Origin of the sequence: Streptomyces sp. NPDC056373 (genome assembly GCF_042262425.1) — a bacterium.
GTDB lineage: Bacteria > Actinomycetota > Actinomycetes > Streptomycetales > Streptomycetaceae > Streptomyces.
This window is the reverse complement of record NZ_JBHJPX010000006.1, coordinates 88,491-114,429: the sequence shown is the minus strand read 5'-3', so window position 1 is coordinate 114,429 and position 25,939 is coordinate 88,491. Positions and strand designations below refer to the sequence as shown.

At 72.4% G+C, this 25,939-nt stretch carries 24 protein-coding genes and 1 pseudogene; 14 read left to right on the top strand and 11 right to left on the bottom strand.

Annotated elements, in window-relative coordinates; all coding sequences use genetic code 11:
* Nucleotides 1-83: 83 nt before the first annotated feature.
* Entirely contained in the window at nt 84-827 is a 744-nt protein-coding gene (locus ACFCXS_RS14130; protein ID WP_376643511.1) for a hypothetical protein, read from the top strand.
* A 50-nt stretch (nt 828-877) separates the two neighbouring features.
* Entirely contained in the window at nt 878-1,669 is a 792-nt protein-coding gene (locus tag ACFCXS_RS14125) for a hypothetical protein (protein ID WP_376643510.1), read from the top strand.
* Nucleotides 1,670-1,689: 20 nt separating this feature from the next.
* Here ACFCXS_RS14125 and ACFCXS_RS14120 read toward each other — a convergent pair whose 3' ends face one another.
* The 3 genes from ACFCXS_RS14120 to ACFCXS_RS14110 form a co-directional block, all read right to left on the bottom strand.
* Nucleotides 1,690-2,328: a LuxR C-terminal-related transcriptional regulator gene (locus ACFCXS_RS14120; protein ID WP_376643509.1), complete on the bottom strand. Its 639-nt coding sequence runs from the start codon at nt 2,326-2,328 to the stop codon at nt 1,690-1,692.
* Between the two features lie 102 nt (nt 2,329-2,430).
* Nucleotides 2,431-3,336 carry an LLM class F420-dependent oxidoreductase gene (locus ACFCXS_RS14115; protein ID WP_376643508.1) on the bottom strand — a complete coding sequence of 302 codons (906 nt, stop codon included), beginning with the start codon at nt 3,334-3,336 and terminating at the stop codon, nt 2,431-2,433.
* 14 nt (nt 3,337-3,350) lie between these two features.
* Nucleotides 3,351-4,592, bottom strand: coding sequence for an amidohydrolase family protein (locus ACFCXS_RS14110; RefSeq protein ID WP_376643507.1), 1,242 nt, complete (start codon nt 4,590-4,592; stop codon nt 3,351-3,353).
* A gap of 226 nt (nt 4,593-4,818) precedes the next feature.
* Here ACFCXS_RS14110 and ACFCXS_RS14105 point away from each other — a divergent pair, with 226 nt between their 5' ends.
* Nucleotides 4,819-7,857, top strand: coding sequence for a BTAD domain-containing putative transcriptional regulator (locus tag ACFCXS_RS14105; RefSeq protein WP_376643506.1), 3,039 nt, complete (start codon nt 4,819-4,821; stop codon nt 7,855-7,857).
* Nucleotides 7,858-8,192: 335 nt separating this feature from the next.
* Nucleotides 8,193-8,366: a hypothetical protein gene (locus tag ACFCXS_RS14100; protein WP_376643505.1), complete on the top strand. Its 174-nt coding sequence runs from the start codon at nt 8,193-8,195 to the stop codon at nt 8,364-8,366.
* 84 nt (nt 8,367-8,450) lie between these two features.
* Here the strand turns inward: ACFCXS_RS14100 and ACFCXS_RS14095 are convergent, their stop codons facing one another.
* Nucleotides 8,451-8,780 carry a hypothetical protein gene (locus ACFCXS_RS14095; protein ID WP_376643833.1) on the bottom strand — a complete coding sequence of 110 codons (330 nt, stop codon included), beginning with the start codon at nt 8,778-8,780 and terminating at the stop codon, nt 8,451-8,453.
* A gap of 65 nt (nt 8,781-8,845) precedes the next feature.
* Complete coding sequence (locus tag ACFCXS_RS14090) at nt 8,846-9,127, bottom strand: hypothetical protein (RefSeq protein ID WP_376643504.1); 282 nt, start codon at nt 9,125-9,127, stop codon at nt 8,846-8,848.
* Between the two features lie 119 nt (nt 9,128-9,246).
* Between ACFCXS_RS14090 and ACFCXS_RS14085 the strand changes: the two genes are divergently transcribed.
* The gene (locus ACFCXS_RS14085) at nt 9,247-10,173 is read left to right on the top strand and encodes an SMP-30/gluconolactonase/LRE family protein (RefSeq protein WP_376643503.1); all 927 of its coding nucleotides are present in this window, start codon (nt 9,247-9,249) and stop codon (nt 10,171-10,173) included.
* Here ACFCXS_RS14085 and ACFCXS_RS14080 read toward each other — a convergent pair.
* The gene (locus tag ACFCXS_RS14080) at nt 10,139-11,770 is read right to left on the bottom strand and encodes a FadD3 family acyl-CoA ligase (protein ID WP_376643502.1); all 1,632 of its coding nucleotides are present in this window, start codon (nt 11,768-11,770) and stop codon (nt 10,139-10,141) included. The genes ACFCXS_RS14085 and ACFCXS_RS14080 overlap by 35 nt on opposite strands.
* Nucleotides 11,771-11,867: 97 nt before the next feature.
* Between ACFCXS_RS14080 and ACFCXS_RS14075 the strand changes: the two genes are divergently transcribed.
* The 4 genes from ACFCXS_RS14075 to ACFCXS_RS14060 are packed head-to-tail and all read left to right on the top strand — an operon-like array spanning nt 11,868 to nt 15,223.
* Nucleotides 11,868-13,028 carry a lipid-transfer protein gene (locus tag ACFCXS_RS14075; protein WP_376643501.1) on the top strand — a complete coding sequence of 387 codons (1,161 nt, stop codon included), beginning with the start codon at nt 11,868-11,870 and terminating at the stop codon, nt 13,026-13,028.
* Nucleotides 13,029-13,038: 10 nt separating this feature from the next.
* Nucleotides 13,039-13,452, top strand: coding sequence for a Zn-ribbon domain-containing OB-fold protein (locus tag ACFCXS_RS14070; protein WP_376643500.1), 414 nt, complete (start codon nt 13,039-13,041; stop codon nt 13,450-13,452).
* Nucleotides 13,449-14,222 carry an enoyl-CoA hydratase/isomerase family protein gene (locus ACFCXS_RS14065; RefSeq protein WP_376643499.1) on the top strand — a complete coding sequence of 258 codons (774 nt, stop codon included), beginning with the start codon at nt 13,449-13,451 and terminating at the stop codon, nt 14,220-14,222. The genes ACFCXS_RS14070 and ACFCXS_RS14065 overlap by 4 nt, the downstream gene beginning before the upstream one ends.
* A gap of 50 nt (nt 14,223-14,272) precedes the next feature.
* The gene (locus ACFCXS_RS14060; protein WP_376643832.1) at nt 14,273-15,223 is read left to right on the top strand and encodes an alpha/beta fold hydrolase; all 951 of its coding nucleotides are present in this window, start codon (nt 14,273-14,275) and stop codon (nt 15,221-15,223) included.
* 22 nt (nt 15,224-15,245) lie between these two features.
* Here ACFCXS_RS14060 and ACFCXS_RS14055 read toward each other — a convergent pair whose 3' ends face one another.
* From ACFCXS_RS14055 to ACFCXS_RS14045, 3 genes are all read right to left on the bottom strand, one after another.
* A complete protein-coding gene (locus tag ACFCXS_RS14055) occupies nt 15,246-15,839 on the bottom strand; it encodes a hypothetical protein (RefSeq protein WP_376643498.1) in 594 nt (197 codons plus the stop codon).
* A gap of 198 nt (nt 15,840-16,037) precedes the next feature.
* A complete protein-coding gene (locus ACFCXS_RS14050) occupies nt 16,038-18,437 on the bottom strand; it encodes a PQQ-binding-like beta-propeller repeat protein (protein ID WP_376643497.1) in 2,400 nt (799 codons plus the stop codon).
* A 193-nt stretch (nt 18,438-18,630) separates the two neighbouring features.
* Nucleotides 18,631-19,353 carry a VOC family protein gene (locus ACFCXS_RS14045; protein ID WP_376643496.1) on the bottom strand — a complete coding sequence of 241 codons (723 nt, stop codon included), beginning with the start codon at nt 19,351-19,353 and terminating at the stop codon, nt 18,631-18,633.
* 122 nt (nt 19,354-19,475) lie between these two features.
* On the opposite strand from ACFCXS_RS14045, the gene ACFCXS_RS14040 reads away from it, so the two are divergent.
* Nucleotides 19,476-20,123: a TetR family transcriptional regulator gene (locus ACFCXS_RS14040; RefSeq protein WP_167345935.1), complete on the top strand. Its 648-nt coding sequence runs from the start codon at nt 19,476-19,478 to the stop codon at nt 20,121-20,123.
* 118 nt (nt 20,124-20,241) lie between these two features.
* On the opposite strand, the gene ACFCXS_RS14035 is transcribed toward ACFCXS_RS14040, so the two are convergent.
* Both ACFCXS_RS14035 and ACFCXS_RS14030 read right to left on the bottom strand, forming a co-directional pair.
* Nucleotides 20,242-20,712 (bottom strand): nitroreductase family deazaflavin-dependent oxidoreductase, encoded by a 471-nt coding sequence (locus ACFCXS_RS14035; protein ID WP_376643495.1) that lies wholly within the window; start codon nt 20,710-20,712, stop codon nt 20,242-20,244.
* On the bottom strand, nt 20,709-22,040 hold the full coding sequence (locus ACFCXS_RS14030; protein ID WP_376643494.1) for an acyl-CoA dehydrogenase family protein: 1,332 nt from the start codon (nt 22,038-22,040) through the stop codon (nt 20,709-20,711). The genes ACFCXS_RS14035 and ACFCXS_RS14030 overlap by 4 nt, the downstream gene beginning before the upstream one ends.
* 109 nt (nt 22,041-22,149) lie before the next feature.
* On the opposite strand from ACFCXS_RS14030, the gene ACFCXS_RS14025 reads away from it, so the two are divergent.
* The 4 genes and pseudogenes from ACFCXS_RS14025 (at nt 22,150) to ACFCXS_RS14010 (ending at nt 25,861) form a co-directional block, all read left to right on the top strand.
* Entirely contained in the window at nt 22,150-23,319 is a 1,170-nt protein-coding gene (locus ACFCXS_RS14025) for an acetyl-CoA acetyltransferase (RefSeq protein ID WP_376643493.1), read from the top strand.
* Between the two features lie 328 nt (nt 23,320-23,647).
* A pseudogene (locus tag ACFCXS_RS14020) lies at nt 23,648-24,383 on the top strand (DUF6879 family protein).
* Nucleotides 24,380-25,228: a helix-turn-helix domain-containing protein gene (locus ACFCXS_RS14015; protein ID WP_376643492.1), complete on the top strand. Its 849-nt coding sequence runs from the start codon at nt 24,380-24,382 to the stop codon at nt 25,226-25,228. Before ACFCXS_RS14020 ends, ACFCXS_RS14015 begins: the two are co-directional and overlap by 4 nt.
* Nucleotides 25,229-25,444: 216 nt before the next feature.
* Entirely contained in the window at nt 25,445-25,861 is a 417-nt protein-coding gene (locus ACFCXS_RS14010) for a hypothetical protein (protein WP_376643491.1), read from the top strand.
* The last annotated feature ends 78 nt before the right edge of the window (nt 25,862-25,939 follow it).

Genomic DNA, 25,939 nt, shown 5'->3' with positions numbered 1-25,939 from the left:
TTGCTGAGGCGAATGTCACACGACTGGCGAGTAGGGACGTTTGACCCTGTCGAGGGGGGCCGAGGGCTTCCAGAATCCGACTCATGGCCAAGAGAAGACTGAAGAACAAGAAGGTCAGGATCGCGGCGGTGGGGGCGGCTGTCGTGACAGGTGGCGCCATAGCCGCAGTACTGCTGCCCTCCGCGAATGCCGCCGAGGAAAAGACGCCCGAGCAGATCACGACGATGTGCCAGCGCGCCAAGGTGCTGAACGGCAAGCAGCAGTCCATCGAGGATTTCGGTGGCCATCCGATCGCCGGTCCGGGCTTCGCGTCCGACAACTGCGATTTCGTCGAGACGAAGTTCGAGACGTTCGACGGGCCCACGGAGAAGGCGTCGATCGACTTCCCGAACTGTGAAGGGAACGCCACCGAACCGGCGAAGGTGTCGGTCACCTGGTCGGCGACGGCGGCCCAGGGCAAGGGCAAGTACACCGTCACCCAGCAGGGCGGAGGAGGAGGGATCTTCGGGGCGCTGTCCGGATCCTGGCTCAAGCACAAGGGCACCCTCGACATGACCATCAACTCGGCGACCGCCGGTGAGACGGAAGAGCGTCAAGTGCCGGTCGGCAAGGTCCTCCACATGGAGTTCACGCCGAAGATGCAGCGCATGACCGGCGAATGGCGGGTGCGCATCGACGCCCGCGAGGCGACCACCACCACCAACGCCACCCCGGAACAGAACTTCGTGGCGCCCGAGGTCGTGGAGGGCCCCGCCCTCCTGCCGGGCGCGGCGGGCGCTCCCGGCGTCATGGACGGCACCTCCAAGGCCGTACTGACCGACTGCTGAGCCCCGTGCACCACCCCCCTGCCGCCCCCCACACCCCCTGGGAGAACCCCATGACCCGCACCGGCCGCGCGAGAAGCCACCGGAGCAAGAAGAAGCGCATCACCCTCGCCCTGTCCCCGCTGGTGGCCGTCGCGGTGGCCGTACCGCTGATGAACCCCGCGGGCGCCGCCACCCCCTCCGAAGTGACCGCCGACTGTGCGGCGGACTCCGGCAAGCTGGAGAACTGCGAGTTCGTCGACGTCCAGTTCAAGCGGGACAACCTCGGGCCCAACCAGCGGGTCTCCGCGACGAGCGACAACTGCGGCTCGACGGGCACCGCCTCGAAGACGTTCAACGTGAGCACGTCCGTCACCCGGGTCATCCAGCTCGAGGACGGGTTCGTCGCGGACGCCGGCACGAAACTCGGCAATTCCGTCTTCGAGATCGGCGTGAAGTTCAACACGTCGGAAATCGACATCACGCGTGACGACAAGACGACCACCCTGGCGTTCAGCAGGACGGACACCGTGCAGCCGGACAGCATCGGATTCTTCATGTGGTCCGCCAAGCGCACCGACGTGAGCGGGTTCCTGCGGGCCACGTACAAAGAGCCGCAGGACGGCCAGAAGGTCTTCTTCGCTCCCGGCGAGGGCAGCACGAGCATGCATGTCTTCTATCCGCAGATCCTGAAGAACGGCACTCCCGACGGCCGCCTCTGGCTGCGCAATGTGAAGTGCGGAACTCCCGAGGCGTCGGGGTTGCGCAATTCCACGCGCGCCCTGAGATCGGAGCCCGGATTCGGTGAGGCCGGCGAGAACGTCACCGACGTCGAGATACCGCTGTCGGAGGTGCCGCCGCAGTAGGCCGCCGGTTCCGGAGGTTCTCAGACGCGAAGCACGGGCGCGGCTCCCAGCCACCGCAGGACCGCGTCCGTGCTGCCGCGTGCGTCCAGCTTGGCGTAGATGTTGCTGAGGTTGTTGCGGACGGTCTTCTCGCTCAGCGTCAAGCGCAGCCCGATCTCCTGGGCGCCGAGACCGGTCGACAGCAGTTCCATGATCTGCCGCTCGCGGCGCGAGAGCAGACCGCGCAGCCGCTCCGTCGCCGCGTCGTCGGCGGACACCCGCAGGGTCCCCTCGCGCAGGACCGTACAGGCCGCCGGGGAGAGGTGGGGGTGGCCGACGGTGGCCCCGACGACGGCCGAGGAGAGCATGCGGGTGCAGTAGTCGCCCTCGACGAGATACCCGGCACCGCCTCGGAGCACCTCCATGACGGTCTCGTCGTCCCGGCGCGGCGCGACCACGATCACCGGGACACCGTCGGCCCGCAGTTCCCGCAGCCGGTCGACGGGATCGACGCAGTGCAGGACGACCACGTCCACGCCGTCCGGGACGCGGAAGGGCGAGGGCGGGCGGAGACGAACCACCCGCCCCACGTACGGGTCGTCCGAATCAGGCCAGTCGGGATGCGGCCAGGGGCCCTCGGGGCAGGCGAGGGCGACGGAGAGTTTCCGGGAAGCGCGCACGTCGAAGTGTCCTTCCACCGAAGCCGTACGTGTCCGTACGTGTCCGTACGTCCGTGCATACGGAGCCCGGCGTGGACATGTTCAAGCTTTCAATGAATACGCTCACGACAGCAGCGGGGCGACCTGCTGCCCGAACTGCCTTATCTGGTCCGTGAGTTCGTCGCGGCTCCGGCTGCGGAACCGCACCTGGATCCGGTGCACGCCCATCGTCCGGTACGCCCGCAGCGACTCGGCGAGCCGCTGCGGCCCGCCGGTCAGGGTCCGGCGCCCCACCTCCCAGCGGGGTGTGCCGACGTACAGCGGCTCGGCGATGGCACCCACGGTGAACGGGCCCCGTATGCCGGCCCGCTCGCGCAGCTCCCTGATACGGCCGATCTGCGCGGGCAGCCGGTCCCTCGGATCCCCCTGCGGCAGCCATCCGTCGCCCTTGAGCGCGGCCCGGCGTACGGCGGCGGGCGAGGAGCCGCCGACCCACAGGGGAACCGGGTCCTGAGCCGGACGGGGCCGCTGCCCGAGCCCCTCGAAGTCGTACAGCTTGCCGTGGTGCTCGGGGAACTCCCCGGGGCCGAGGGCGGCGCGCAGGGCGTCGATCGACTCGTCCAGCACGGCCCCGCGCCGGTGGAAGTCGACGCCCAGGGCCTCGAACTCCTCCGGGACGTGCCCGGCGCCGACCCCGAGGATCAGGCGACCGCCCGAAAGGTGGTCGAGGGTGGCGTACTGCTTGGCGGTGAGCAGGGGGTGCCGCAGTCCGACGATCGCGACGTGGCTGAGCAGCCGTACGCGCTCGGTGGCTGCGGCCAGGAAGGCGAGGGTGGCGACGGGGTCGTACCAGACCGTGCTCATCGCGGCGGCCAGCCGGCGCGGGATGGCCACGTGGTCGCAGCTCGCGAGGTAGTCGAACCCGGCCCGGTCGGCGGCGCGGGCGATCTCCAGCAGGTCGTCCGGCCCGGCCTCCGCCTCCCACGCCTCCGCGTAGAGGGCGCTCTGCGACTGGACGGGCAGCTGCATCCCGTACCGCAGGCTCACCGCGCGCCGCCGCCCGGCCACAGCCCCTCGGCCGTCAGCCCGAGCAGCTCGATGGCGTTGCCGCGCACGATCCGCTCGACCACGTCGGGCTCCAGGTGCCCCATCTGCGCCTCGCCGACCTCGCGGGACTTGGGCCAGGTGGAGTCGGAGTGGGGGTAGTCGGTCTCGTAGAGGACGTTGCCGACGCCGATGGAGTCGAGGTTGCGCAGCCCGAAGGCGTCGTCGAAGAAGCAGCCGTGGACATGCTCGGCGAAGAGCTCGGACGGCGGCCGGTGCACCTTGTCGGCGACGCCGCCCCAGCCGCGGTTCTCCTCCCACACCACGTCGGCCCGCTCCAGAATGTAGGGGATCCAGCCGATCTGGCCCTCGGCGTACATGACCTTGAGGTTCGGGAACTGCTCGAACTTGCCGCTCATCAGCCAGTCGACCATGGAGAAGCAGCAGTTGGCGTACGTGATGGTGGAGCCGACGGCGGGCGGGGCGTCCGCGGAGGTGGACGGCATGCGGCTGCTGGAGCCGATGTGCATGGCGACGACGGTCCCGGTCTCGTCGCACGCCCGGAGGAAGGGGTCCCAGCCGTCGGTGTGGACGGAGGGCAGTCCGAGGAAGGGCGGTATCTCGGAGAAGGCGACGGCGCGCACCCCGCGGGCGGCGTTGCGCCGGACCTCCGCCGCCGCCAGTTCGGCGTCCCACAAGGGGATGAGGGGCAGGGGTATGAGCCGCCCGTGCGCCTGCGGGCCGCACCACTCCTCGACCATCCAGTCGTTGTAGGCCCGGACGCAGAGCAGGCCCAGCTCGTGGTCCTTCGCCTCGGTGAAGGTCTGGCCGCAGAAGCGCGGGAAGGTGGGGAAGCACAGGGCGGACTGGACGTGGTTGACGTCCATGTCGGCGAGCCGCGCGGTGACGTCGTAGGAGCCGGGCCGCATCTGCTCGTAGGTGATGACCTCCAGCCGGATCTCGTCCCTGTCGTACCCGACGGCGGTGTCGAGCCGGGTCAGGGGCCGCCGCAGATCCTCGTAGACCCACCAGTCCCCGACGGGCCCGTCGTCCCCGGGCTGTCCCATGACCGGCTTGAACCGGCCTCCGAGGAACGTCATTTCCTTCACGGGGGCCCGGACGATGCGCGGTCCGGCGCCCTTGTACTTCTCCGGAAGCCGGTCCTGCCAGACGCTCGCGGGCTCCACGGTGTGGTCGTCCACGGAGATGATCAGCGGAAAGGTGCTGTCGTGGGTGTCCATGGCGTTCACGGTAGCGCTGATCTGACGGAGCGTCAGCTATGTGGGCAGCGGCCGATACCGGACGGGATGGCATGATGTGCGCGATACGTCCGGGCGCGTGCGGAGAGAGTGTGCAGACCTGGTGGACTCCCCCGCGTCGCCCTGTGATCGGTGTCTCCCGCGGCTGACGTATCCGCCGCCCACAGGGCAAACTGGCCTGGTTGCTCAGGATGTCTAGGGGGACTGCATGGACGGTGTACCGAACGGTGTGCCGCGCGTACCGGAGCAGCGGCGGCCCGACTCCACGCCGCAGTCGGCGATGACCGGCGGACCCGCGGATGCCGCGGCCCTTCGCTTCGGCGTGCTCGGCCCCGTGCGCGCCTGGCGCGGCGACGAGCCCGTCAGCACCGGCTCCCCCCAGCAACGCGCGCTGCTCGCAGCCCTGTTGCTGCGCGAGGGCGCCACCGCCACCGCGGCGGAGCTGATCGACGCCCTGTGGGGCGAGGAACCGCCCTCGCAGGCACTGGCGGCGGTACGGACGTACGCCTCCCGGCTGCGCAAGGTACTCGGCCCCGGCGGCGAGGCAGGCCGGGCGGGCGGCACCGGCGCCGCCGCTTCCGCCGTCCTGGTCAGCGAGTCCGGCGGCTACGCGGTCCGCGACCTCGCCGAAGGCGCCCTGGACCTCACCGTCGCCCAGGACCTGGCGACCGAGGCGGAGAAGGCCCGCTCAACCGGCGACCTCTGCCACGCCCGCGCCACCCTGCGCCGCGTCCTCGCCCTGTGGGACGGGGAGACCCTGGCCGGCGTGCCCGGCCCCTACGCGGAGGCCCAGCGCGTCCGTCTGGAGGAGTGGCGGCTCCAACTCCTGGAGTCCTGCCTGGACATGGACCTGGAGCAGGGCTGCCACGCCGAGGCCGTCTCCGAGCTCACCGCCCTCACCGCGGCCCATCCGCTCCGCGAGCGGCTCCGCGAGCTGCTGATGCTGGCGCTCTACCGCAGCGGACGCCAGGCCGAGGCCCTGGCCGTCTACGCCGACACCCGCCATCTGCTCGCCGACGAACTCGGCGTGGACCCGCGCCCCGGCCTGAGCGAGCTGCAGCAGCGGATCCTCCAGGCCGACCCGTCACTGGCGGAGCCCTCCTCCCCGGCACCCGAGCCGGCTTCCGTCCCGGTCCGTCCGGCGCAACTGCCCGCGACCGTGCCGGACTTCACCGGCCGCGCCGGTTTCGTGCGCGAACTCGGCGACATCCTGGCCTCGGCCGAGGGCCGGGTCATGGCGGTCTCGGCCCTCGCGGGCATCGGCGGCGTCGGCAAGACGACCCTCGCGGTGCACGTGGCACACCAGGCCCGCACGGCGTTCCCGGACGGGCAGCTGTACGTCGACCTCCAGGGCGCGGGCGCCCGGGCGGCGGAACCGGAGACGGTCCTCGGCTCCTTCCTGCGCGCCCTCGGCACGGCCGACTCGGCGATCCCCGACTCCCTGGAGGAGCGCGCGGCCCTGTACCGCTCGGTCCTGGCGGGGCGCCGGGTGCTGGTCCTGCTGGACAACGCCCGCGACGCCGCCCAGGTACGTCCCCTGCTGCCCGGCACGGACGGCTGCGCCGCGCTGGTCACCTCCCGGGTGCGGATGGTGGGCCTGGCGGGTGCCCACCTGATCGACCTCGACGTGATGTCCCCGGACGAGGCGCTGGCGCTGTTCACGAAGATCGTGGGAGAGGAGCGGGTGGCGTCCGAGCGGAAGGCCGCGCTGGACGTGGTCGCCGCCTGCGGTTTCCTGCCGCTGGCGATCCGCATCGCGGCGTCCCGTCTGGCGGCCCGCCGCACCTGGACGGTGTCGGTCCTCGCGGCGAAGCTCGCCGACGAACGCCGCCGCCTGGACGAGCTCCAGGCCGGCGACCTGGCCGTCAAGGCCACCTTCGAGCTCGGCTACGGCCAGCTGGAGCCCGCCCAGGCCCGGGCGTTCCGCCTGCTCGGCCTGGCGGACGGCCCCGACATCTCCGTGGCCGCCGCCGCGGCGGTGCTGGACCTGCCTCTGGAGGACACGGAGGACCTGCTGGAGTCCCTCGTGGACACCTCCCTCCTCGAATCGGCGGCCCCCGGCCGCTACCGCTTCCACGACCTGGTGCGGCTCTACGCGCGTGCCTGCGCGGAACGGGACGAACTGCCCCCGAGCGAGCGAGGGTCGGCGCTCTCCCGGCTGCTGGACTTCTACCTGGCGTCCGCGGCCGGGGTGTACGCGATCGAGCGGCCGGGCGACCGGCTCGTCGACCACCTGGAGACCACGTCGTACCCGGGGCTGCGGTTCGACGACCGGCACGCGGCGCAGGACTGGCTGTACGCGGAGGCCATGTGCCTGCTCGCGTACGCACGGCAGTCCGCGGGGCGGCCGGAGAGCCTCCCCCGGGCCATCGACATGCTGTGGGCCGCGCACGACCTCTCCGAGTCGGGGGCCAACTCCCGGGAGTTCGAGGCGACGGCCGGGGCACTCGTCGCCGCGGCCCGCTCGCACGGCCTCGGACGGGCGGAGGCACGGGCGCTGATGACGCTCGTCAACGTCCACCACGTCAGCGGCCGTTTCGAACGGGCCGAGGAGGAGGCGGAGCGGGTCATCCTGCTCGCCCGCGAGTCCGACGACCTGCTCCCCGTCTGCTGGGCCCGCAACGCCCGCGGCATCATCGCGCTGTACCAGAACCGGCACACGGACGGCGAGGAGCACCTCTCCCGGGCCATCGAGCACTTCCGGGCCCTGGGCGACCGCCCCGGCGAGGCCGCCGCGCTGTGCAACCTCTCCCGGATCCATCTCGCGACCGGGCGCACCCAGAGCGCCGTCGCGCTGGCCCAGGAGGGCATCGACATCTACGACGGCATGGGCAACTCCATGCGCGGCGCGAACGCCCGCTACGCCCTGGGGCTGGCCCTCACCCAGAGCGGGGAGCTGCGCGACGCGGCCGACCGGCTCCAGGAGGCGCTGGAGGTCTTCCGGGACAGCAGGCAGCGCCTCTGGGAGGGCATGAGCCTGTTCCGGCTGGCCGAGGTGGATCTCGCGGCCCGGCGTGCGGCGTCGGCCGCCGCGAACGCCGAGATGGCGCTCACGGTGCTGCGCGGGATCGGCGGTGAGTGGCGGCGGGGCAACGTCCTGACGGTCCTCGGGCGGGCGCTGAGCGGCATCGGCCAGACCGGCCGGGCCCAGGTCTGCTGGCAGGAAGCGGCCGGGATCTACGAGGAGCTGGGCTCGCCCGAGGCGGCCGACGTGCGGGCGCTGCTGTCCCCGGCGCAGGCGGCCTGAGGGGCCCTCGGGGCGCCCCGTCGCAGGCGGCCTTACGGGCCCTCGGGGCGACCCTGTCGCAGGCGGCCTTACGGGCCCTCGGGGCCGACCCTGTCGCAGGCGGCCCGAGGGGCCTTCAGGGCGTCGCCGGGGCGTTCATCATTCGTTTATCGCCTCCCGCCATGATGGACGCAGTCGATCCGTCGCGTCGGGGGGCAGACGGGTCGCCGCACGGGCCTCGCCCTGATGTTCCGGGGTGGGCGGCCCGGGCGGGCCCGTCCGGCCGTCCTCGGGGGAGTGGCCGGACGGGCCCGCCGACCTCACTGCTTGATCCATGCCAAGGGGAGTTGACGATCATGGGCGACGAGCTCAAGCCGCAGGACCTGCACGCCACCGACGAGCCGCTCAAGACCGAGGACCTGCACGCAACCGGCGAGCCGCTCAAGAAGCAGGACCTGCACGCCACGGACGAGCCGCTGGAGACGAAGGACCTGCACGCCACGTCGGAGCCGTTCAAGCCGACGAAGTAAGCCACCGTTGCACGGGGATCGGCCGCGGCGGCGCGGAGGGGGAGCCGTCGCGGCCGAGGTGTGTCCGCGCGCGACGGCGTCACCTCAGAGCGGAACGACCCGTACTCCCGTCCCGCACAGTTTCCCCATGTCGTCCTCGTCGGACGTGAAGAGCACCACGCCTGCGGGCTGCCGGTTCGCGATCACGGCCAGGGCCGCGTCGATCCCGTACTTGTGGCCGTGCAGGCCGGTGTCCTGGAGCAGGGCGACCGCCGCTTCGGCCACCTCACGGGTCACGGGTTCCACGACGACACGCGACATCGCCCACGTCCAGGCCGCACGCTTCACCCGGCCGTGATACGCCTCGATCAGCGTCATCGAGCTGGTCACGACACGGATGCCGGATCGGTGCGCGTCCTTGAGCCGCGCGAGCATCACCCGGTCGCCCAGGACGGCCCGCGACAACGCCTCACAGTCCAGCACGTGGCAGGACGGCACCACTAGCCCGCCCTCCGGTGCCGCTCGCCGGCCGCCCCGGGGCCCTGCTCGGTGAAGTGGCGCTCGAACTCCCTGCGCTCGGCCTCCGCCGTGGCGAGCTCATCTTCGGTGACAGGGCCGTGCTCCGCTTCCAGCCAGGTCACCAGTTCCCCCAGCCGGTCCTGCTCGCGCTGACGCTCTATGGCCCGTGTGACATAGGCACTGAAGCCGCCGGACCCTACCTCGTGCCGGATCTCCTCGGCGAGCTCCTCCGGCAGCGTCACGGTGTACTTCTTGGTTGCCATACCAGTCACCATACCGGCCGGGAGTGCCGTCGGCCCCGCGAAGTGCGCGGCAGACCGGAGCGCGCGATAGTGGGTCGGCGCAGATCACCAGTCGGCCCACATCCGAAGGCGGCCCCCCCATGCCCGGCGAGCAGCCCCACCTCTACGAGACCCTCGACGAGCGGTTCCGGACGGGCAGGTGCCAGGCGGGGGACTCGCGGCTGGAGACGCTGTACGAGGGGTGCCGGTGGGCCGAGGGGCCGGTGTGGGTGCCCGCCGGGCGGTACCTCGTGTGGAGCGACATCCCCAACGACCGGCTGCTGCGCTGGGACGAGACCACCGGGGCCGTCGGGGTGTTCCGCTCCCCCGCCGGCTACCCGAACGGCAGCACCCTGGACGTCCAGGGGCGTCTCGTCACCTGTGAGCAGGGCAATCGGCGGGTGACCCGGACCGAGCACGACGGCTCGGTCACCGTGATCGCCGAGCGGTTCCGCGGCAAGCGGCTCAACAGCCCGAACGACGCCGTCGTGCGGTCGGACGGGTCGGTGTGGTTCTCCGACCCCGAGTTCGGGATCGCCACCGATTACGAGGGGCATCGCGCCGAGAGCGAGATCGGCGCCCGGAACGTGTACCGCGTCGACCCCGCGAGCGGCGAGGTGCGGCTGGTCGCGGACGGGTTCCAGGGGCCCAACGGGCTGGTCTTCTCTCCGGACGAGCGGCAGCTGTACGTGTCCGACAGCGTCGCGAACCACATCCGCGTCTTCGACGTCCACGAGGACGGGATCTCGCTGTCCGGCGGCGAGGTCTTCGCCGCTTGCGCGCAGGGCAACTTCGACAACATCCGGTTCGACGACGAGGGACGGCTCTGGGCCGCCGCCATGGACGGGGGCGTGCACTGCTACGACCCCGACGGCACGCTGATCGGCCGGGTCCTGGTGCCCGGCACCGTCGCCAACGTCCGGTTCGGCGGGGCCCGGCGCAACCGCCTGTTCATCGCCGCCGACACCACCCTGTACTCCCTGATGATGTCGGTCACCGGAACCCCGGCCCTGCCGGCCGGCCGGTGACCGCCTCCCGCAGAGCGCCCTTCACGACCTTCCCGCTCGCGTTGCGCGGCAGCTCCGCGACGAACTCGACACTCCTCGGGACCTTGTAGTTCGCCATCTCCCTGCGGGACCAGGCGATCAGGTCGTCGGCGGTCAGCAGGGCGCCCGGGCGGCGTACCACGTAGGCCCGGCCGACCTCCCCGAGCCGGGCGTCCGGTACGCCGATCACCGCCACGTCGGCCACGTCCGGGTGGAGGCCCAGGAGCTGTTCTATCTCGGCGGGGTAGGCGTTGAAGCCGCCGACGATGAACATGTCCTTGAGGCGGTCGGTGATGCGCAGGTTGCCCGCGGCGTCCAGGACGCCGACGTCGCCGGTGCGCAGCCAGCCGTCCTCGGAGAGCACCTCGGCGGTGGCCTGCTCGTCCTCGTAGTAGCCGGTCATGACGTGGAAGCCGTGCACCAGGACCTCGCCCGGCACACCGGGGCCCAGCGCCCGGCCCTCGGGATCCACGACCCTCAGCCGCGTGCCGGGGATGGCCCGGCCCGACGTGGAGGCGATCACCGTCGGGTCGTCGCCGCGCCGGCACATCGTGACGACGCCGCTCGCCTCGGAGAGGCCGTAGGCGGTGAGGACGGTGCCGACGCCGAGTTCGGCGCGCAGGCGCTCCACGAGACGTAGCGGCACGACCGCCGCTCCCGTCACCACCAGGCGCAGGGCCGTCAGGTCGTGGGCGTCGCGTGCGGGGTGGTCCAGCAGGGACTGGAGGAGGGTCGGGGGGCCGGGGAGCACGGAGACCCGCTCGGCGGCGATGTTGGCCAGGACGGTGGTCACGTTGAACACCGGCTGGGGGATCATCGTCGCGCCCCGCATCAGGCAGGCGATCACCCCGGCCTTGTAGCCGAAGGTGTGGAAGAAGGGGTTGACGATCAGGTAGCGGTCGCCCCGGGTGAGGCCCGCGAGGCCGGCCCAGATGCCGTAGGCGCGCAGGGTCTGGTCGTGGGTGATGACCGCGCCCTTGGGGCGGCCGGTCGTGCCCGAGGTGAAGATGATGTCCGAGGGCCAGGCCCCCTGGACGGCGCCGGACCTGTCGCGTACGTCCGCCGTGCCCACCCCCTCCCCCGCGGCCAAAAAGTCCTTCCAGGTCAGGAAGTTCGCCGGGGCGTCCCCGGAGAGGACGACGGCGTGCTTCAGGGCGGGCAGGCCGGGCAGGGGGCCGGTGCCCGGGCCGTCGCCGGCGGCCCTGCGCAGGGACGCCACGTACGAGGTACCGAGGAACGTGCCGGTCACGAACAGCAGCCGGGCGCCGCTGCGGCGCAGGACGTCCGCCGCCTCGGCGCCCTTGAAGCGGGTGTTCAGCGGGACGAGCACCGCCCCCGCGGAGACCGCGCCCAGGGCGGCGACGATCCAGTCGAGGGAGTTCGGGGCCCAGACGGCGACCCGGTCGCCCGGTTCCACCCCGGTCGCCAGGCAGGCCGCCGCCGCGCGCTCCACGCGGGCGCCCAGTTCCGCGTAGGTGACGCGGGTACGTCCCTCGACGACGGCCTCGGTGTCCGCGTAGCGCTGGGCCGCCGCCTGGACCAGGTCCGGAACGCTTTCCCATGCCGTATCCGCTCGCACAGCGCGCCTCCCGACGACGTAGGAGCTGACTGACCGTCAGATTATCTGTAATCTGACGGACTGTCAGCGACCGTTCGGGCCCGGAGGTGCGCGCAGCATGGCAGCAGGATCGGGAGGCCTCAAGGACGCCACCGCTCTCGTCGGCATAGGCCAGACACCCTTCGCCAAACGGCTCCCGGAGGACGAACGCACCCTCGCCTGCCGTGCCGTCCTGGCCGCCCTCGACGACGCCGGGATCGCGCCCGGCGAGGTCGACGCCCTCGCCTCCTACACCATGGAGGAGACCGACGAGGTGGAGCTGGCGAAGGCCTGCGGCTTCGGCGACCTCACGTTCTTCAGCAAGGTCGGCTTCGGAGGCGGGGGTTCGTGCGCCACCGTCGCCCACCTCGCCGCCGCCGTCGCCGCCGGGCAGGCGAGCGTCGGGGTGGCCTGGCGCTCCCGCAAGCGGGGCAGCGGGCCCCGGCCCTGGACCAGCACCACCGTCCAGCTCCCGACCCCGGCCCAGTGGACGCGGCCCTACGGTCTGCTGCGGCCCGCCGACGAGATCGCGATGCTCACCCGCCGCTACCTGCACGAGTACGGCGCCACCCGCGACCACCTGTTCAACGTCGCCCTGGCCTGCCGCAACCGGGCCAACCAGAACCCTGACGCGATCATGTACGACCGGCCCCTCACCCGCGAGATGTACATGACCTCCCGCTGGATCAGCGAGCCGCTCTGCCTCTTCGACAACTGCCTGGAGACGGACGGGGCGCTGGCGTGCGTCGTGGTCTCCGCCGAGCGCGCCCGCGACTGCCGGCGCAGACCCGTGTACGTCCATTCCGCCGCCCAGTCGCTCCCGGCGCAGCACCACGGCATGGTCAACTACTGGAACGACGACCCCCTCACGGGCCCCGCCTGGGCCGCGGCCCGGCATCTGTGGAAACACTCCGACCTGACCCCCGAGGACGTCGACGTCGCCCAGATCTACGACGCCTTCACACCCCTGGTCCTGCTCTCCCTGGAGGGCTACGGCTTCTGCGGGCGCGGCGAGGGCGGGGCGTTCACCGAGGGCGGGGCACTGGAGACCGGGGGGCTGCTGCCGCTGAACACCGGCGGGGGCGGGCTGTCCGAGGCCTACGTCCACGGCTTCAACCTCATCAACGAAGGGGTCCGGCAGCTGCGCGGCACCAGTACCGCGCAGGTCCCGGGCGCCTCCGCCTGTCTGGTCACCGCGGGCGAGGGAGTACCGACCTCCGCCCTGCTGCTGAGGAGTTGAGGAGCCACCGATGCTGCGTCCCGTCCCCGACACCGACGGCGCCCCCTTCTGGGAGTACGCCGCACAGGGCGAACTGCGCGTCCAGGCCTGCGCCGCGTGCGGCGAGTTCCGCTTCCCGCCCCGGCCCTGCTGCCCGCACTGCCAGTCCTTCGGGAGCGAGTGGCGGCCGGTGTCCGGCCGGGGCCGGGTCTGGTCGTACGTCGTCGCCCATCCACCGCTGCTGCCCGACTACGCCGCGCAGGCGCCGTACAACGTGGTCGTCGTCGAGCTGGACGAGGCACCCCGCATCCGGCTGGTGGGCAACCTGGTCCCCGGCGCCGGACAGCCCCTCGGCGCCTTTCCTCCGGAGAACCTGCGCATCGGGGCGCGGGTGCGGGTGGTCTTCCACGAGGGCCTCCCCCAGTGGGTCCCGGAGCGGTCATGAGCAGTGTGCTCCTGGAGGCCGACCGGGACAGCGGGGTCGCCGTCGTGACGCTGAACCGGCCCGGGCGGCTCAACGCCATCGACCTCGCCATGGCCGACGAACTGGCCGCCACCTGGGACGAGTTGCGGTTCGACGACGCCGTGCGGGCGATCGTCCTCACCGGGGCCGGGGAGCGTGCCTTCTGCACCGGCATCGACCGGGACGCCGTCGTCCCGCAGCCCAGCTCGCCCTACGCGCAGGACGATCCACTGCTCGGCATCGGGCCGAAGGCGAACGACCTGTGGAAACCGGTCGTCGCCGCCGTCCACGGCATGGCCTGCGGAGGGGCCTTCTACCTGCTCGGCGAGGCGGAGTTCGTCGTCGCCGACACCACGGCCTCCTTCTTCGACCCGCACACCACCTACGGCATGGTCAGTGCCTACGAGTCGGTGCTCATGGCGCAGCGCATGCCGTACGGGGAGGTCGCGCGGATGGCGTTGATGGGGGCGGCGGAGCGGATCTCGGCCCGGCGGGCGTACGAGACCGGGCTGGTGTCGGAACTCGTCGCGCGGGGAGAGGCGCTGGGGGCGGCGACCGCCTGCGCCGCCGTCCTCGCGGGGTATCCGGCCGAGGCCGTGCAGGGGACCGTGCGCGCCCTGTGGGCCGCGAGCGAGGCCGGCCGGACGCAGGGGCTCGCGCAGGCACCGCACCTCATCGCACTCGGGAACGCGGCGGGCGAGCGGCAGGCCCGGCTGTTCGCGGGGCGGTCACGGGAGTACCGGTTGCGGTAGGGAATCATTTCCTCCTACACGCGTATGCTCGGGGCGTGGTTGAGCATCGGATGATCGACGTCAATGGCATACAACTGCACATCGCGGAGCAGGGCGAGGGTCCGCTCGTGGTGCTGCTGCACGGTTTCCCGGAGTCCTGGCACTCCTGGCGGCACCAGTTCGGTCCGCTGGCCGAGGCCGGGTTCCGGGTGGTCGCGCCCGACCAGCGGGGGTACGGCGGCAGCGACCGCCCCGAGGACGTGGCCGCGTACAGCATCCTGCACCTGGTGGGGGACGTGGTCGGGCTGATCCACGCGCTGGGCGAGGAGCGGGCGTTCGTCGTCGGGCACGACTGGGGCGCCCCGGTGGCCTGGCACACCGCCCTGCTGCGGCCGGACGTGGTGCGCGGGGTGGCCGGGCTGAGCGTGCCGCCGCCGTTCCGCGGCAGCCGGCCCCCGCTCCAGGCCATGCAGGAGCGGTTCGAGGGGCGCTTCTACTGGAACTACTTCAACCGGCCCGGGGCCGCCGAGGCCGAGCTCGGCGCCGACACCCGCACGGCGCTGCGCAAGCTGCTGTACGCCACCTCCGGTGACGCGCCGGGCGCCGGGCGGCCCGAGCAGGCCCTCGTCGACCCGGAGCGCGGCTGGCTCGCGGACGCGCCGAACCCCGAGGTGCTGCCCGCGTGGCTCACCGAGGGCGACCTCGACGTGCTCACCGAGAGCTTCGAGCCGGGCTTCACCGGCGCGCTCAACTGGTACCGCAACCTGGACCGCAACTGGGAACTGACCGCGCCCTGGCAGGACGCGGTGGTGGCCCCGCCCGCGCTGTACATGTACGGCGACCGGGACCTGGTACCGGCCTTCCCGGGCACGCCCGAGCTGATCGAGCGGCTGCCTGATCTGATGCCGAACCTGCGCCGCAAGCCGCTCGTGCTGCCGGGCTGCGGCCACTGGACGCAGCAGGAGCGGCCCACCGAGGTGAACGAGGCGCTGATCGAGTTCCTGACGGAGCTGCGGGGCTGACGTCCCGCCGCCCGGGGCCGCGTCAGTCGTCGACGAGGGCCTGGCGGTCGACCTCGCAGTGGTCGACCGAGTCCACCAGGCCCGCACCGCCGCCCACCCGGACGTCGACGGTGGCCGTGCCGTTCGCGGGGACCGTGACGTCGCCGTAGCGGCTGACGACGGTGATGCCCCGGTCGTCCTCGAAGGTCACCGAGACGGAGAAGTCCGCCGTGCGGCCGTTGGGGTTCTTGACCTCGACGGTCGCGTAGGGGGCCGCCGGGGTCGCGCAGCGCAGCAGCCTCGCGGTGCCGTCCTTCAGGGCCTTGCGGCTGCCGGAGCCGGAGGACGACGTCGGCGTGGAGCCGTAGTCCGGCCTGCGGGTGTAGGAGCTGCCACCGGTGCTGCCCGAGCTGCCGCTGTAGTCGTCGTCGCCGTCGGAACCGTAGGCGCCGCCGCTGGAGGTGGACGACCTCGAACTGTCGTGGTCCTGGCTGGAGCTGCTGCACCCGCCGCCGCCTCCACCGCCGCGGTGGCCGTGGCTGCCGCCGCGGCCCCGGCCGGTGGAGAAACCGGTCAGTGCCAGCACCACCAGGACCAGCACCGCCGTGAACCTGAGCCTGCGCCCCCGTGTCTGCATGCCCGAGAGCCTAGTGATCGTCTGTCACGGTCATGTCACCGCATGGCGACCGCGGCGTGCCCGGCGTAGCGTCGTGGGGGGAAGCGGGACGGACGCTCCCCACCGAGCGACGGCCGCCGTCCGGAGCCCCTTCCGTACGCCGGTGCGACGGCCGTCCCGGGCCGGCCGGGCGGTGCCACGGCTCTCCCGGGTGGTCCGTCAGGCGGTGCGTGCGGTGCCCGTGCCCTTCTCCGCGTCCAGTGCGTACACGCAGCGGTCCTTGCTGCACGCGTACACCACCCCGTCCCGGACGACGGGGGAGCCGGTGATCTCGCCGCCGGTGGCGAGCTTCCAGCGGAGCCGGCCGTCGTCGGCCTTCAGGGTGTAGAGCAGGTGGTCGGTGGAGCCGAAGTGGATCCGGCCCTCGGCTACCGAGGGGGCGCCCACGATGTCGCCGCCCGCCTGGAAGCGCCACTTGGGCGTGCCGGTGACCGCGTCGAGGGTGTAGAGGCCCTTGCCGCTGCCCACGTGGACATGGCCGGCGGCGACCAGGACGGGGTCGACGCAGGTGCGGGACTCGGTGGCGATGCGCCAGCGGTCGCGGCCGTCGGTGGCGTCGAGGGCGTAGACCGTGCCGAGGTAGTCGGCGAGGTAGATGCCGCCGCCGGTGACGGCCGGGCCGGGCACGAAGGTGGGCGGGCAGAGGAACACGGCCGGGGCCTCGAAGTGCCACTTCACGTGCCCGGCCGCCACGTCCAGGGCGAGGACTCGGGTGCCGGCGCAGACGTAGACGTAGCCGTCGGTGGCCTGAGTGAGCCGGAGGGGGACGCCGCCGCAGGAGGCCGCGTCGCCGACCGGGTACGACCAGCGCTCCTCGCCGGTGCGGGCGTCCAGGGCGCGCAGCCGGGCGTCCTGCCACACGTAGACCGTGCCGTCGTGCAGGACCGGTCCGGCCTCGGGGGACTCGAAGTCGGTCTGGCAGCCGGTGATCTCCCAGAGCTTCTGGCCGCCGGAGGCCTCCCAGCCCTGGACACCGCCGCCGCGGGTGCCGGTGACGACGGTGCCGCGGCCGGCCTGGAGCGTGTAGACCCACGCGTCGGTCTGCAGGCGCCACAGGTCGGCGCCCTCACGGGCGTCGAGCGCGAAGAGGGTGGGCCCGTCGGAGGCGTGGATCCTGCCCTCGGCGACCGCCATGGACCAGGCGACGTCCCGGGTCTTGAAGCGGCGGCGGCCGGTGGCGACGTCCAGGGCGTGCACCTCGAAGGAGGTGACGTACACCAGGTCGTCGGCGACCGCGGGGGTGCCCCAGACGTCGTTGGACATGCGGAAGCGCCAGGGCCGCCAGCCGCCGGCCTGCTCCGGCGGCGCGGCCGGGACCGGGGGTGCGGCGACGGCCGGCCCCACGGCGGGGCCGGTGCCGTTGACGCCCGGGCGGGGCTTGGACCAGGAAGCGGCCAGGGCTGCCTCGGGAGGGGGAGCCTTGACGGCGGCGGCGCGCACGTCGGCGACCCGCGGGCCCGGGCCGATGGGCACCTGCGCGCCGGCCAGCCGGACGGGGCCGGTGTCGGGGCCGCCGACCGGGGTCGCCACGGACCCGGCGGGCACGGGCGCCGGGACGACGGGGTCGTGCGCGGGCGGGGGCGGGACGGGCGCGGGTCCCGGAGCGGGGCCGGGGCGTCCGCCGCCGCTGCGGCCGGCGCCTTGGGCGGGCTTGCCGGCCGGGCGGCCGTTGCGGCGGGACTCGATCAGGCCCACGGCCCGCTCGGGCAGCCACGCGGAGGCCGTGCCGCTGTCGTCGGAGCCGGAGCCGAAGAGGTGCGGGGCGAGCTGGGCCTGGAGGTCGGCCGGGTTGGGGCGGGCCGTGGGGTCCATCTGCATGCAGGACTCGATGAGCGGACGCAGCTCGTCCGGGAGTCCCTCCAGGTCCGGTCCCTCGCGCAGCAGCATGAAGACCGTCTCGACCGGGTTGGCGCCGTGGAAGGGCGGGTGCCCGGTGGCGGCGAAGACCAGCATCGAGCCCAGGGAGAAGACGTCGCTGGCGCCGGTGACGCTGCGGGAGTCCTTGGCCTGCTCGGGGGACATGTAGGCGGGAGTGCCGACGGCGACGTTCGTCATCGTCAAACGCGTGTTCGACACACCCGACGCGATCCCGAAGTCGATCACCCGGGGGCCGTCCTCCACGACGAGGACGTTCGACGGCTTGAGGTCGCGGTGCACCAGGCCCGCGCCGTGGATGGACTGGAGCGCCTCGGCCACGCCCGCCGCCAGCCAGCGCACCGCCTGGGCCGGCATCGGGCCGCAGTCGTTCACTATCTCCTCGAGGGAGGGCGCGGGAACGTACGCGGTGGCCAGCCACGGCACGGCGGCGCGCGGGTCGGCGTCCACGACCGCGGCCGTGTAGAAGCCGGAGACGGCGCGGGCCGCCTCCACCTCACGCGTGAAGCGGACCCGGAACAGCTGGTCCTCGGCGAGCTCCGTGCGGACGGTCTTGATCGCCACGCGCCGGCCGGACGCCGAACGCGCGAGATAGACCAGCCCCATGCCGCCGGCACCCAGCCGCCCCAGCACCTCGAACGGCCCGATCCGCCGCGGATCGTGCTGTGTCAGCTGATCCACCACTCTGCCTGCCACCTCCCCGTACGAGCCGCGCCAAGCCACATGTTCCACGCGACCTTCGTGCAGCGTCTCACCACCGCACCGCCATGGCGGCACGCACCCTGATTCTTCCTGGCCGGAGCCCCGGTGGCGAACCCGGTGACAATTGGGATGTCTCGGCATGGAAGTGATCGAATGATGACCAAACAATGCCTGTTCAGCGGTGCAGCAGCGCGAACGAGGCCCCCTGATTGTCCGTGACGACGGCGACCTCTCCGTACGAGGTCTCGAAAGGCGGGGCCTGGACCCGGCCGCCGAGCCGCCGCACGTCCTCCAGAGCGGCCGGTACGTCCTCGACGGCGAAGTGGACGAGGAAGTGGGGCGGCATCCGCTCGGAGAACACGTCCGTGACGGGGGCCCGGCCGAAGTCGGGCTCCGCCCCCGGCCCGAACAGGGCCTGGCGGAAGAGATCGCCGTAGAAGGCGTTGGCCGCCTCGGTGTCCCGGGCGTACAGCTCGACCCAGGCGAAGGTGCCCGGCTCGTGCCGCTTGCCGAAGCCGGGGTGGTCCTCCGGCTGCCACAGGGCGAAGACGGCGCCCTCGGGGTCCGTGACGAGCGCGGTGACGCCCAGCTCGCCTGCCGGCACCGGGGCCGAGACGACCTGACCGCCCGCGTCCCGGACGCGCCGGGCCAGGGCCGGTGCGTCCGGGGTCGCGAAGTACACCGTCCAGACGGTGGGCAGCCGTCCGTCCACCTTGCGGACCAGAGCGGCCACCGGTTCGCCGTCCTTCAGCGCCTGCGCGAAGGAGCCGAACCAGTCCTCGAAGGTCCATCCGAAAAGTTCACCGTAGAACCGCTTGCCCGCCTCGACGTCCGGGAGCTGCGCGTCCACCCAGCAAGGGACGCCCTCTCCGTACACCGATGCCCTGTTTTCGGCCATGCCGACAACGTAACCGCGACCGCCGCACCCCGCAGACCAGGCACACCAGCCCCCGCACTCCCTTACACCCCATTTGCAGTCGGCCGAATCGCGCCCCGATCCCGCCTCGGTAAGCTGACGTCATGACAGGACAAGTGCGTACCGTCGACGGCCGCGTGGCCGGCCGGCGTGGGCAGGCGACCCGGCAGAAGCTGCTCGACTGCCTCAGCGAGATGCTCAGCTCCTCCCCGTACCGGGACGTCAAGGTCATCGATGTCGCCCGGAAGGCGGGCACTTCGCCCGCGACCTTCTACCAGTACTTCCCGGACGTCGAGGGCGCCGTCCTGGAGATCGCCGAGCAAATGGCGACCGAGGGCGCGGCGTTGACCGAACTCCTGGAGGGCCGCTCCTGGGCCGGCAAGGCCGGCTGGCAGACGGCCCAGGAACTCGTCGACGGTTTCCTGGAGTTCTGGCGCAAGAACGACGCCATCCTCCGGGTCGTCGATCTCGGCGCCGCCGAGGGCGACAAGCGCTTCTACAAACTCCGCATGAAGATCCTCAACTCGGTGAACAACTCCCTCGCGGACGCCGTCGCCGAGCTCCAGGCCAAGGGCCGGGTCGACAAGGACGTGAACCCGGCGGCCGTCGCCGGTTCGCTGGTCGCGATGCTCGCGGCCGTCGCCTCCCACCAGAAGGGCTTCTCCTCCTGGGGCGTGAAGCAGGCCGAACTGAAGCCGAACCTCGCCCTGTTGGTGCACCTCGGCGTCACCGGCCGGAAGCCGACGAAGTAGCGCGGCGCGAAGGCTTCTTACCTACCAAGTCCTGTCTGGCAGGCGGTGGTCCACCCGGGTGGACCACCGCCTGTCGCGCTTTCGCCCGCCACCGCCTGCCGTGCTTTCGCCCGCCGCCCTACCTCCGTACGAGCCGGAACACCCGGATCTCCCGCTCCACCCGCGCCTGGTACGCCGCGTACGGCGGCCAGAACGCCAGCAGCGCCTGCCACGCCGCCGCCCGCTCCTGCCCCGCCAGCAGCCTGGCTGTGACCGGCACGTCCCGGCCCTTCCAGCTGATCTCCGCGTCGGGATGCGCGAGGAGGTTGTGGCTCCAGGCGGGGTGTCCCGGCCGTCCGAAGTTGGACCCGACGAGGATCCAGTGGCGCCCGTCGTCCTCCGGCATGCAGGCCAGGGGGGTACGACGGGGCAGCCCGCTCCTCGCCCCGGTCGAGGTCAGCACCACACCGGGGAGCAGGTGCGCGCTGAGCAGCACCTTGCCCTTGGTGAGCCGGTGCACGGCCCGGTCGAGGGCGGGCACCACGTGCGGCGCCACCCGCGCGAAACCCCTGGTCGACGACACCTTCTGCACCACGCGTGCGCCCCTCATGTGCCGGCCTCCTCGAAGACGTGTGCCGCGTCGGCCGCGTGGGCCCGCAGCCGGTGCACCGGCCCGAACAGCAGATCGTCGCCCGCGGCGCGCTTGAAGTACAGGTGAGCCTCGTGCTCCCAGGTGAACCCGATGCCGCCGTGCAACTGGATCCCCTCGGCGGCGGCCCGGCGGAGCGCTTCGAGCGCCTGGGCGAGGGCGAGAGCACCGGCCCTGTCGTCGGGGGCGGTTGCGGGGGTGGTCGCGCTCGGGGGTGCGGTGGCGGTCGCTTCGGTCGCGGCCGCGCTCGTGGTCGCGGTCGCTTCGGTCGCGGCCGCGCTCGTGGTCGCGGTCGCTTCGGTCGCGGCCGCGCTCGTGGTCGCGGTGGCTTCGGTGGCCGCCGCCCATGCCGCGTAGTACGCCGCCGAGCGGGCCGCCTGGACCTGTACGTACGCGTCGGCCAGGCGGTGCTTGACCGCCTGGAAGGAGCCGACCGGCCGCCCGAACTGCTCGCGCTGCCCCACGTACTCGACGGTCCGCTCCAGCACCCGGGCGGCGGCCCCCACCGCCTCGGCGGCGAGGCAGGCGGCGACGGCGTCGCCGCGCCCGGCGAGAGCGGGCAGGGCGTCGGAGTCCTCGCCACCCAGCAACTCAGCTGGCGCGTCCCGCAGTTGGATTCGCCCCTGCGGGCGGGTCGGGTCCAGTGCGGTCTGCCGTACGCGGGTGAGGCCGGTGGCGTCCCCGCGCACGAGGAAGAGCAGGACCCTGGAGCGGGCGAACCCCCCGGTGTGCGCGGCGACGACGAGCAGCTCGGCGCTGTGCCCGTCGAGGACCTGGTCGACCTGCCCGAACAGCTGCCAGCCGCCCTCGGCCCGCCGGGCCTGCACGCCCCCGGCCCGTCCCCCGCCGGCCCACTGCCCGTGCCGGTCGTGGCCGGTGAGCCCGAGGGCGGTGGCGAGGGCGGGTCCCGGTATGGCGAGGGCGGCGGTGAGTTCGCCGGAGGCGATGCGGGGCACAAGCGCGGCGCGCTGGGCGCCGGTGCCGAGGGCGAGCAGCAGCGGGGCTGTGAGGACGGCGGTGGCCAGCAGCGGAGTGGGGGCCAGGGACCGGCCCGTCTCCTCGCAGGCCAGGGCCAGTTCGGTCAGGGTGCAGCCGGCACCGCCGTAGGTCTCGGGGAGGGCCAGGGCGGGCAGGCCGAGTTGCCCGGCGAGGAGGGCCCACAGGGCGGGGTCGTGCCCGGCCGGGGTGTCGACAGCGGCCCGCAGCTCCTCCGGACCGCACCGCTTGGCGAGCAGTTCGCGCAGGGTGCGGCGGATCTCGTCCTGTTCGTCGGTGAAGCGGGCGTCCATGGCGCACCTCTCTCCGCATCTGACGGTGCGTCATATTAGGGCGGCGCAGTGGAACAGGGAAGCCCGGAGCCCTGCCGCCGAGACCCGTATCTGATGTACCGTCAGATTCATGGTGGCCCGGAGGAAAGCGGCCGTCGTCGGTGTGGCCCTCTCGGACTGCGGCCGTGTGGACGACGCGACCCCGTACGCCCTGCACGCCCAGGCGGCCCGGCGCGCCCTGGCCGACGCGGGCCTGGACCGGTCGCTGGTCGACGGCTTCGCCTCGGCGGGCCTCGGCACCCTGGCGCCCGTGGAGGTCGCCGAGTATCTGGGCCTGCGCCCCACCTGGGTCGACTCCACGTCCGTCGGCGGCTCCACCTGGGAGGTCATGGCGGCCCATGCGGCGGACGCGATCGCTGCCGGGCACGCCCGCGCGGTGCTGCTCGTCTACGGCTCGACGGCCCGCGCGGACGTCCGGGCCGGCCGCCGCACCGGAACCCTGTCCTTCGGCACCCGGGGCCCCATGCAGTTCGAGGTCCCCTACGGCCACACCCTGATCGCCAAGTACGCCATGGCGGCCCGCCGCCACATGATCGAGTACGGCACGACGATCGAGCAGCTGGCGGAGGTGGCGGTGCAGGCCCGGGCCAACGCTGCCCTCAACCCCGAGGCGATGTTCCGCACGCCGATCACGGTCGAGGAGGTCCTGGCCGGGCCGATGATCGCCGACCCCTTCACCAAGCTGCACTGCTGCGTCCGTTCCGACGGCGGGGCGGCGGTGCTGCTCGTCGCGCAGGAGTACGTACGGGACTGCCGTACGGCGCCGGTGTGGGTGCTGGGACACGGGGAGTCCGTCTCGCACGCGGCGATGTCCGAGTGGCCGGACTTCACGGTGTCGCCGGCGGCGGTGAGCGGGCGGCTCGCGTTCGAGCGGGCGGGGGTGCGGCCGTCGGAGATCGACTTCGCCGAACTCTACGACGCGTTCACCTACATGACGCTGGTGACGCTGGAGGACCTCGGCTTCTGCGGCAAGGGCGAGGGCGGGGCGTTCGTGGAGAAGGGACGGCTGCGGGTGGAGGGCGGCGAGCTGCCGGTGAACACCGACGGGGGCGGCCTTTCGGCGCAGCACCCCGGGATGCGGGGGCTGTTCCTGCTGGTGGAGGCGGTGCGGCAGCTGCGCGGGGGATGCGGGGAGAGGCAGGTGCGGCGGGGCGACGGTTCGCTGCCGCGGCTGGCGGTGGCGTCGGGGACGGGCGGGTGGTTCTGCTCGTCGGGGACGGTGGTGCTGGGGGTGGGGTGAAGAGCGGGGCCGCTGCGGCGGTGCGGGGAACAGCTCTCGCTCACAAAGGCGTTGCACTGCTTCGCACGACGACTGCCCTGTCGAAGGAGAACCTGAGACGGCGCTGACCCGCGAAGAGTGAACGGCTCCACGCCCGCGCGCTGTTCTTCTCGCTGGAGCCCGACGAACTCGTCCCCGATGACGTAGGCGAGTAGCGGTCGGCGCGGCCGTGCAGTTGCGAGCAATCCGTAGCCGACGCCCACGGCCGGCAATCTGCCGCAATCCGGGAGCGCCGCCGCACCACGACCCCGCATCCTGGGCATCCAACCCACCAGGCCTCGGAGGCGACATGGCACTCAGGTTCATCGGCACCACCAGCGATGACGGTGACTGCCCCACCCTGTACGAGATCGAGGGCACGGACGAGATCCTCGTGCAGGGTGTCCGAGAGACCGACCCCCAGCACCTCGTAGCGCGACGTCAAGCCGTCCGAGACGTTCGTCCGCGTCCCCCGCAGCCTCCTGACCCGATACGCGCCCCGCAGCGCTGCGCCCGAGCTCCAGCCGTTCGCCTCGATCTCGCACCTGTTCCGCGAGTTCCGGCACACCGCGTTCCGGCTGGAGACCCGCTGCGGCTACGCCTCCGACCGCCAGTCTCCGCTCTGGCCGAAGTGGCTCGCGGGCAAGGGCGTCGCCGCCGAGCCGGCCAACGCGTGGCGGCAGAACGTCCGCGCCCAGGTGGAGAACGGGAAGCGGTTCGAGCGGGTACGCCTGGTCGACGAGCCTCTGACCCAGGGGCAGCAGTTCCTGCTGGCCCGCGCGCCCAGCAACGTCGATGCCGGGGAAGACATCCGCCACCTCCCGCGCAGCGAGGCCCACGCCCTGCGGCTGCCGGACCATGACTTCTGGCTGTTCGACTCGAAGATCGTGGCCCGGTTCGCGTTCGACGACGACGACACCACCCTCGGCGTATACGTCACCGAGGACCCCGTCGAGGTGCTCGCAGCCTGCCAGGCCCGGGACGCCGCCTGGCATCACGCGGTACCTGCAGCCGAGTTCGCGAAGCGGGTAGCTTCGACTGTGTGACCACCGACTTTCAGACCGCACGGGAGGCCCTCGGCGCGCGGCTGCGAGAGTTGCGCACCGAGGCCGACCTGGAGGGAAAGACCATCGCCGGCAGGCTGGGCTGGCAGACGTCGAAGGTATCCCGCCTGCAGAATGGCAAGCAGACCCCGACTCGTGCCGATCTGACCGCTTGGGCGAACGCAGTCGGCCGCCCGGAGGCCGAGCCCGAGCTGCACGGCCTGCTCGCCGGCTTGGACATGAAGCAGCGGCACCGCTCGTGGCGGCGGCAGCTCGCGGGCGGCCACCGCGGTCGGCAGGAGATCGCCGTCCGGCAGACCGAGAACACGACGCTGATCCGGGGCCTCGAGGTTTCCCGCATACCGGGCCTGTTCCAGACCCCCGAGTACGCGCGGGTCATCTTCGACAGTAACGCCGAGTTCCGCGGGATCCCGCCCACCACCGAAGCGGCCGTCGAGACGCGTATGCGCCGTCAGGAAGCGTTGTACGACCCCGAGAAGCGGTTTCGGTTTCTCGTCTGCGAGGCCGCCCTGTACCACCGTTCGTGCCCGGTCGACGTGATGGCCGAGCAACTCGACCGGCTGTACAACCTCGTCGGGCAGCGCCGCATCGAACTCGGCATCCTGCCCTTCGGCACCCAACTGCGCCGCACCGCCCCTCACGCGTTCTGGATCTACGACCGGCGCCTCGTCATCGTCGAGACCATCAGCGAGGAACTGTGGCTCACCGGTGATGACGACGTCCAGCTGTACGAGCGGGCGTGGGACTGGCTCGCCGAGGCTGCCGAGCACGGGGCGCCGGCGCGGCGCCTGATCGGCCGCGCGAGGGCCTGTCTCGACCTCACTTGAGCAACCAGGAGCAAGCCTCCGGGCCGTGTGTGCAATCGCGCGCAATCGCTGCGCGGGGGTGCAACCGACCTCCGTAGCGTTCCGGTCATGGCCCTTGCCTGCGTGCGGCCGCTTCTGGCTCACGCGCCCGGACCGAACGGGCGAACGCACCGACCCTGCCGTACTCGCCGCCGCCTTCGGCCCTGGCGGGTACCGACGCCCAGCGGAGGCATCGGCATGACCATCACCGAGACGGAGACCGCCGTACCCGAAGCTCTCGACCCGGAGAAGGAGTTACAGCTACTCGGCGAGCAGCTGATGCGCACGGCGAAGACGCCACGCGACAAGGCGGCCGTACGGGCGCTGGTCGAAGAGCGGACCATCCTGGAGCTCCCGGCCGTCCGGCGCGCCCTGATCGTCGACTCCGGACGCGGCGCGAAGGTGAGCTTCGAGGGCTTGTCGGGACGTCAGTACGGCCTCGGCCTGGACGAGCAGCAACTTTCGTTCTTCGGCCTGGTCCTGTCGATGTTCGGTATCGGCATCACCACCCTCGCCGCCGTGCGGGATCTCGATGACCGCCGCTTGCCGATCATCCTTCGGGCGATCCTGCTGCTGGCAGGGAACGAAACGATCGCCGTCGGTACCCGCCTGTAGCCCGGGCCCCGTGGGGGTCGTTGTCGGGCTGCGGCCCCTCACGCTGCACGGTCGTTGGACACCAGCAGCGACCAGCGA

Excerpts from the sequence above, each read along its gene's own strand:
- ACFCXS_RS14075 (WP_376643501.1), top strand. The coding sequence starts at position 11,868 with ATGGCAGCAGGATCGGGAGGCCTCAAGGACGCCACCGCTCTCGTCGGC.
- ACFCXS_RS14025 (WP_376643493.1), top strand. The coding sequence starts at position 22,150 with ATGGTGGCCCGGAGGAAAGCGGCCGTCGTCGGTGTGGCCCTCTCGGAC.
- ACFCXS_RS14040 (WP_167345935.1), top strand. The coding sequence starts at position 19,476 with ATGACAGGACAAGTGCGTACCGTCGACGGCCGCGTGGCCGGCCGGCGT.
- ACFCXS_RS14035 (WP_376643495.1), bottom strand. The coding sequence starts at position 20,712 with ATGAGGGGCGCACGCGTGGTGCAGAAGGTGTCGTCGACCAGGGGTTTC.
- ACFCXS_RS14085 (WP_376643503.1), top strand. The coding sequence starts at position 9,247 with ATGCCCGGCGAGCAGCCCCACCTCTACGAGACCCTCGACGAGCGGTTC.
- ACFCXS_RS14070 (WP_376643500.1), top strand. The coding sequence starts at position 13,039 with ATGCTGCGTCCCGTCCCCGACACCGACGGCGCCCCCTTCTGGGAGTAC.
- ACFCXS_RS14090 (WP_376643504.1), bottom strand. The coding sequence starts at position 9,127 with ATGGCAACCAAGAAGTACACCGTGACGCTGCCGGAGGAGCTCGCCGAG.
- ACFCXS_RS14105 (WP_376643506.1), top strand. The coding sequence starts at position 4,819 with ATGGACGGTGTACCGAACGGTGTGCCGCGCGTACCGGAGCAGCGGCGG.
- ACFCXS_RS14060 (WP_376643832.1), top strand. The coding sequence starts at position 14,273 with ATGATCGACGTCAATGGCATACAACTGCACATCGCGGAGCAGGGCGAG.
- ACFCXS_RS14115 (WP_376643508.1), bottom strand. The coding sequence starts at position 3,336 with ATGCAGCTGCCCGTCCAGTCGCAGAGCGCCCTCTACGCGGAGGCGTGG.
- ACFCXS_RS14010 (WP_376643491.1), top strand. The coding sequence starts at position 25,445 with ATGACCATCACCGAGACGGAGACCGCCGTACCCGAAGCTCTCGACCCG.
- ACFCXS_RS14055 (WP_376643498.1), bottom strand. The coding sequence starts at position 15,839 with ATGCAGACACGGGGGCGCAGGCTCAGGTTCACGGCGGTGCTGGTCCTG.
- ACFCXS_RS14095 (WP_376643833.1), bottom strand. The coding sequence starts at position 8,780 with ATGCTCGCGCGGCTCAAGGACGCGCACCGATCCGGCATCCGTGTCGTG.
- ACFCXS_RS14065 (WP_376643499.1), top strand. The coding sequence starts at position 13,449 with ATGAGCAGTGTGCTCCTGGAGGCCGACCGGGACAGCGGGGTCGCCGTC.
- ACFCXS_RS14125 (WP_376643510.1), top strand. The coding sequence starts at position 878 with ATGACCCGCACCGGCCGCGCGAGAAGCCACCGGAGCAAGAAGAAGCGC.
- ACFCXS_RS14110 (WP_376643507.1), bottom strand. The coding sequence starts at position 4,592 with ATGGACACCCACGACAGCACCTTTCCGCTGATCATCTCCGTGGACGAC.
- ACFCXS_RS14030 (WP_376643494.1), bottom strand. The coding sequence starts at position 22,040 with ATGGACGCCCGCTTCACCGACGAACAGGACGAGATCCGCCGCACCCTG.
- ACFCXS_RS14100 (WP_376643505.1), top strand. The coding sequence starts at position 8,193 with ATGGGCGACGAGCTCAAGCCGCAGGACCTGCACGCCACCGACGAGCCG.
- ACFCXS_RS14130 (WP_376643511.1), top strand. The coding sequence starts at position 84 with ATGGCCAAGAGAAGACTGAAGAACAAGAAGGTCAGGATCGCGGCGGTG.
- ACFCXS_RS14045 (WP_376643496.1), bottom strand. The coding sequence starts at position 19,353 with ATGGCCGAAAACAGGGCATCGGTGTACGGAGAGGGCGTCCCTTGCTGG.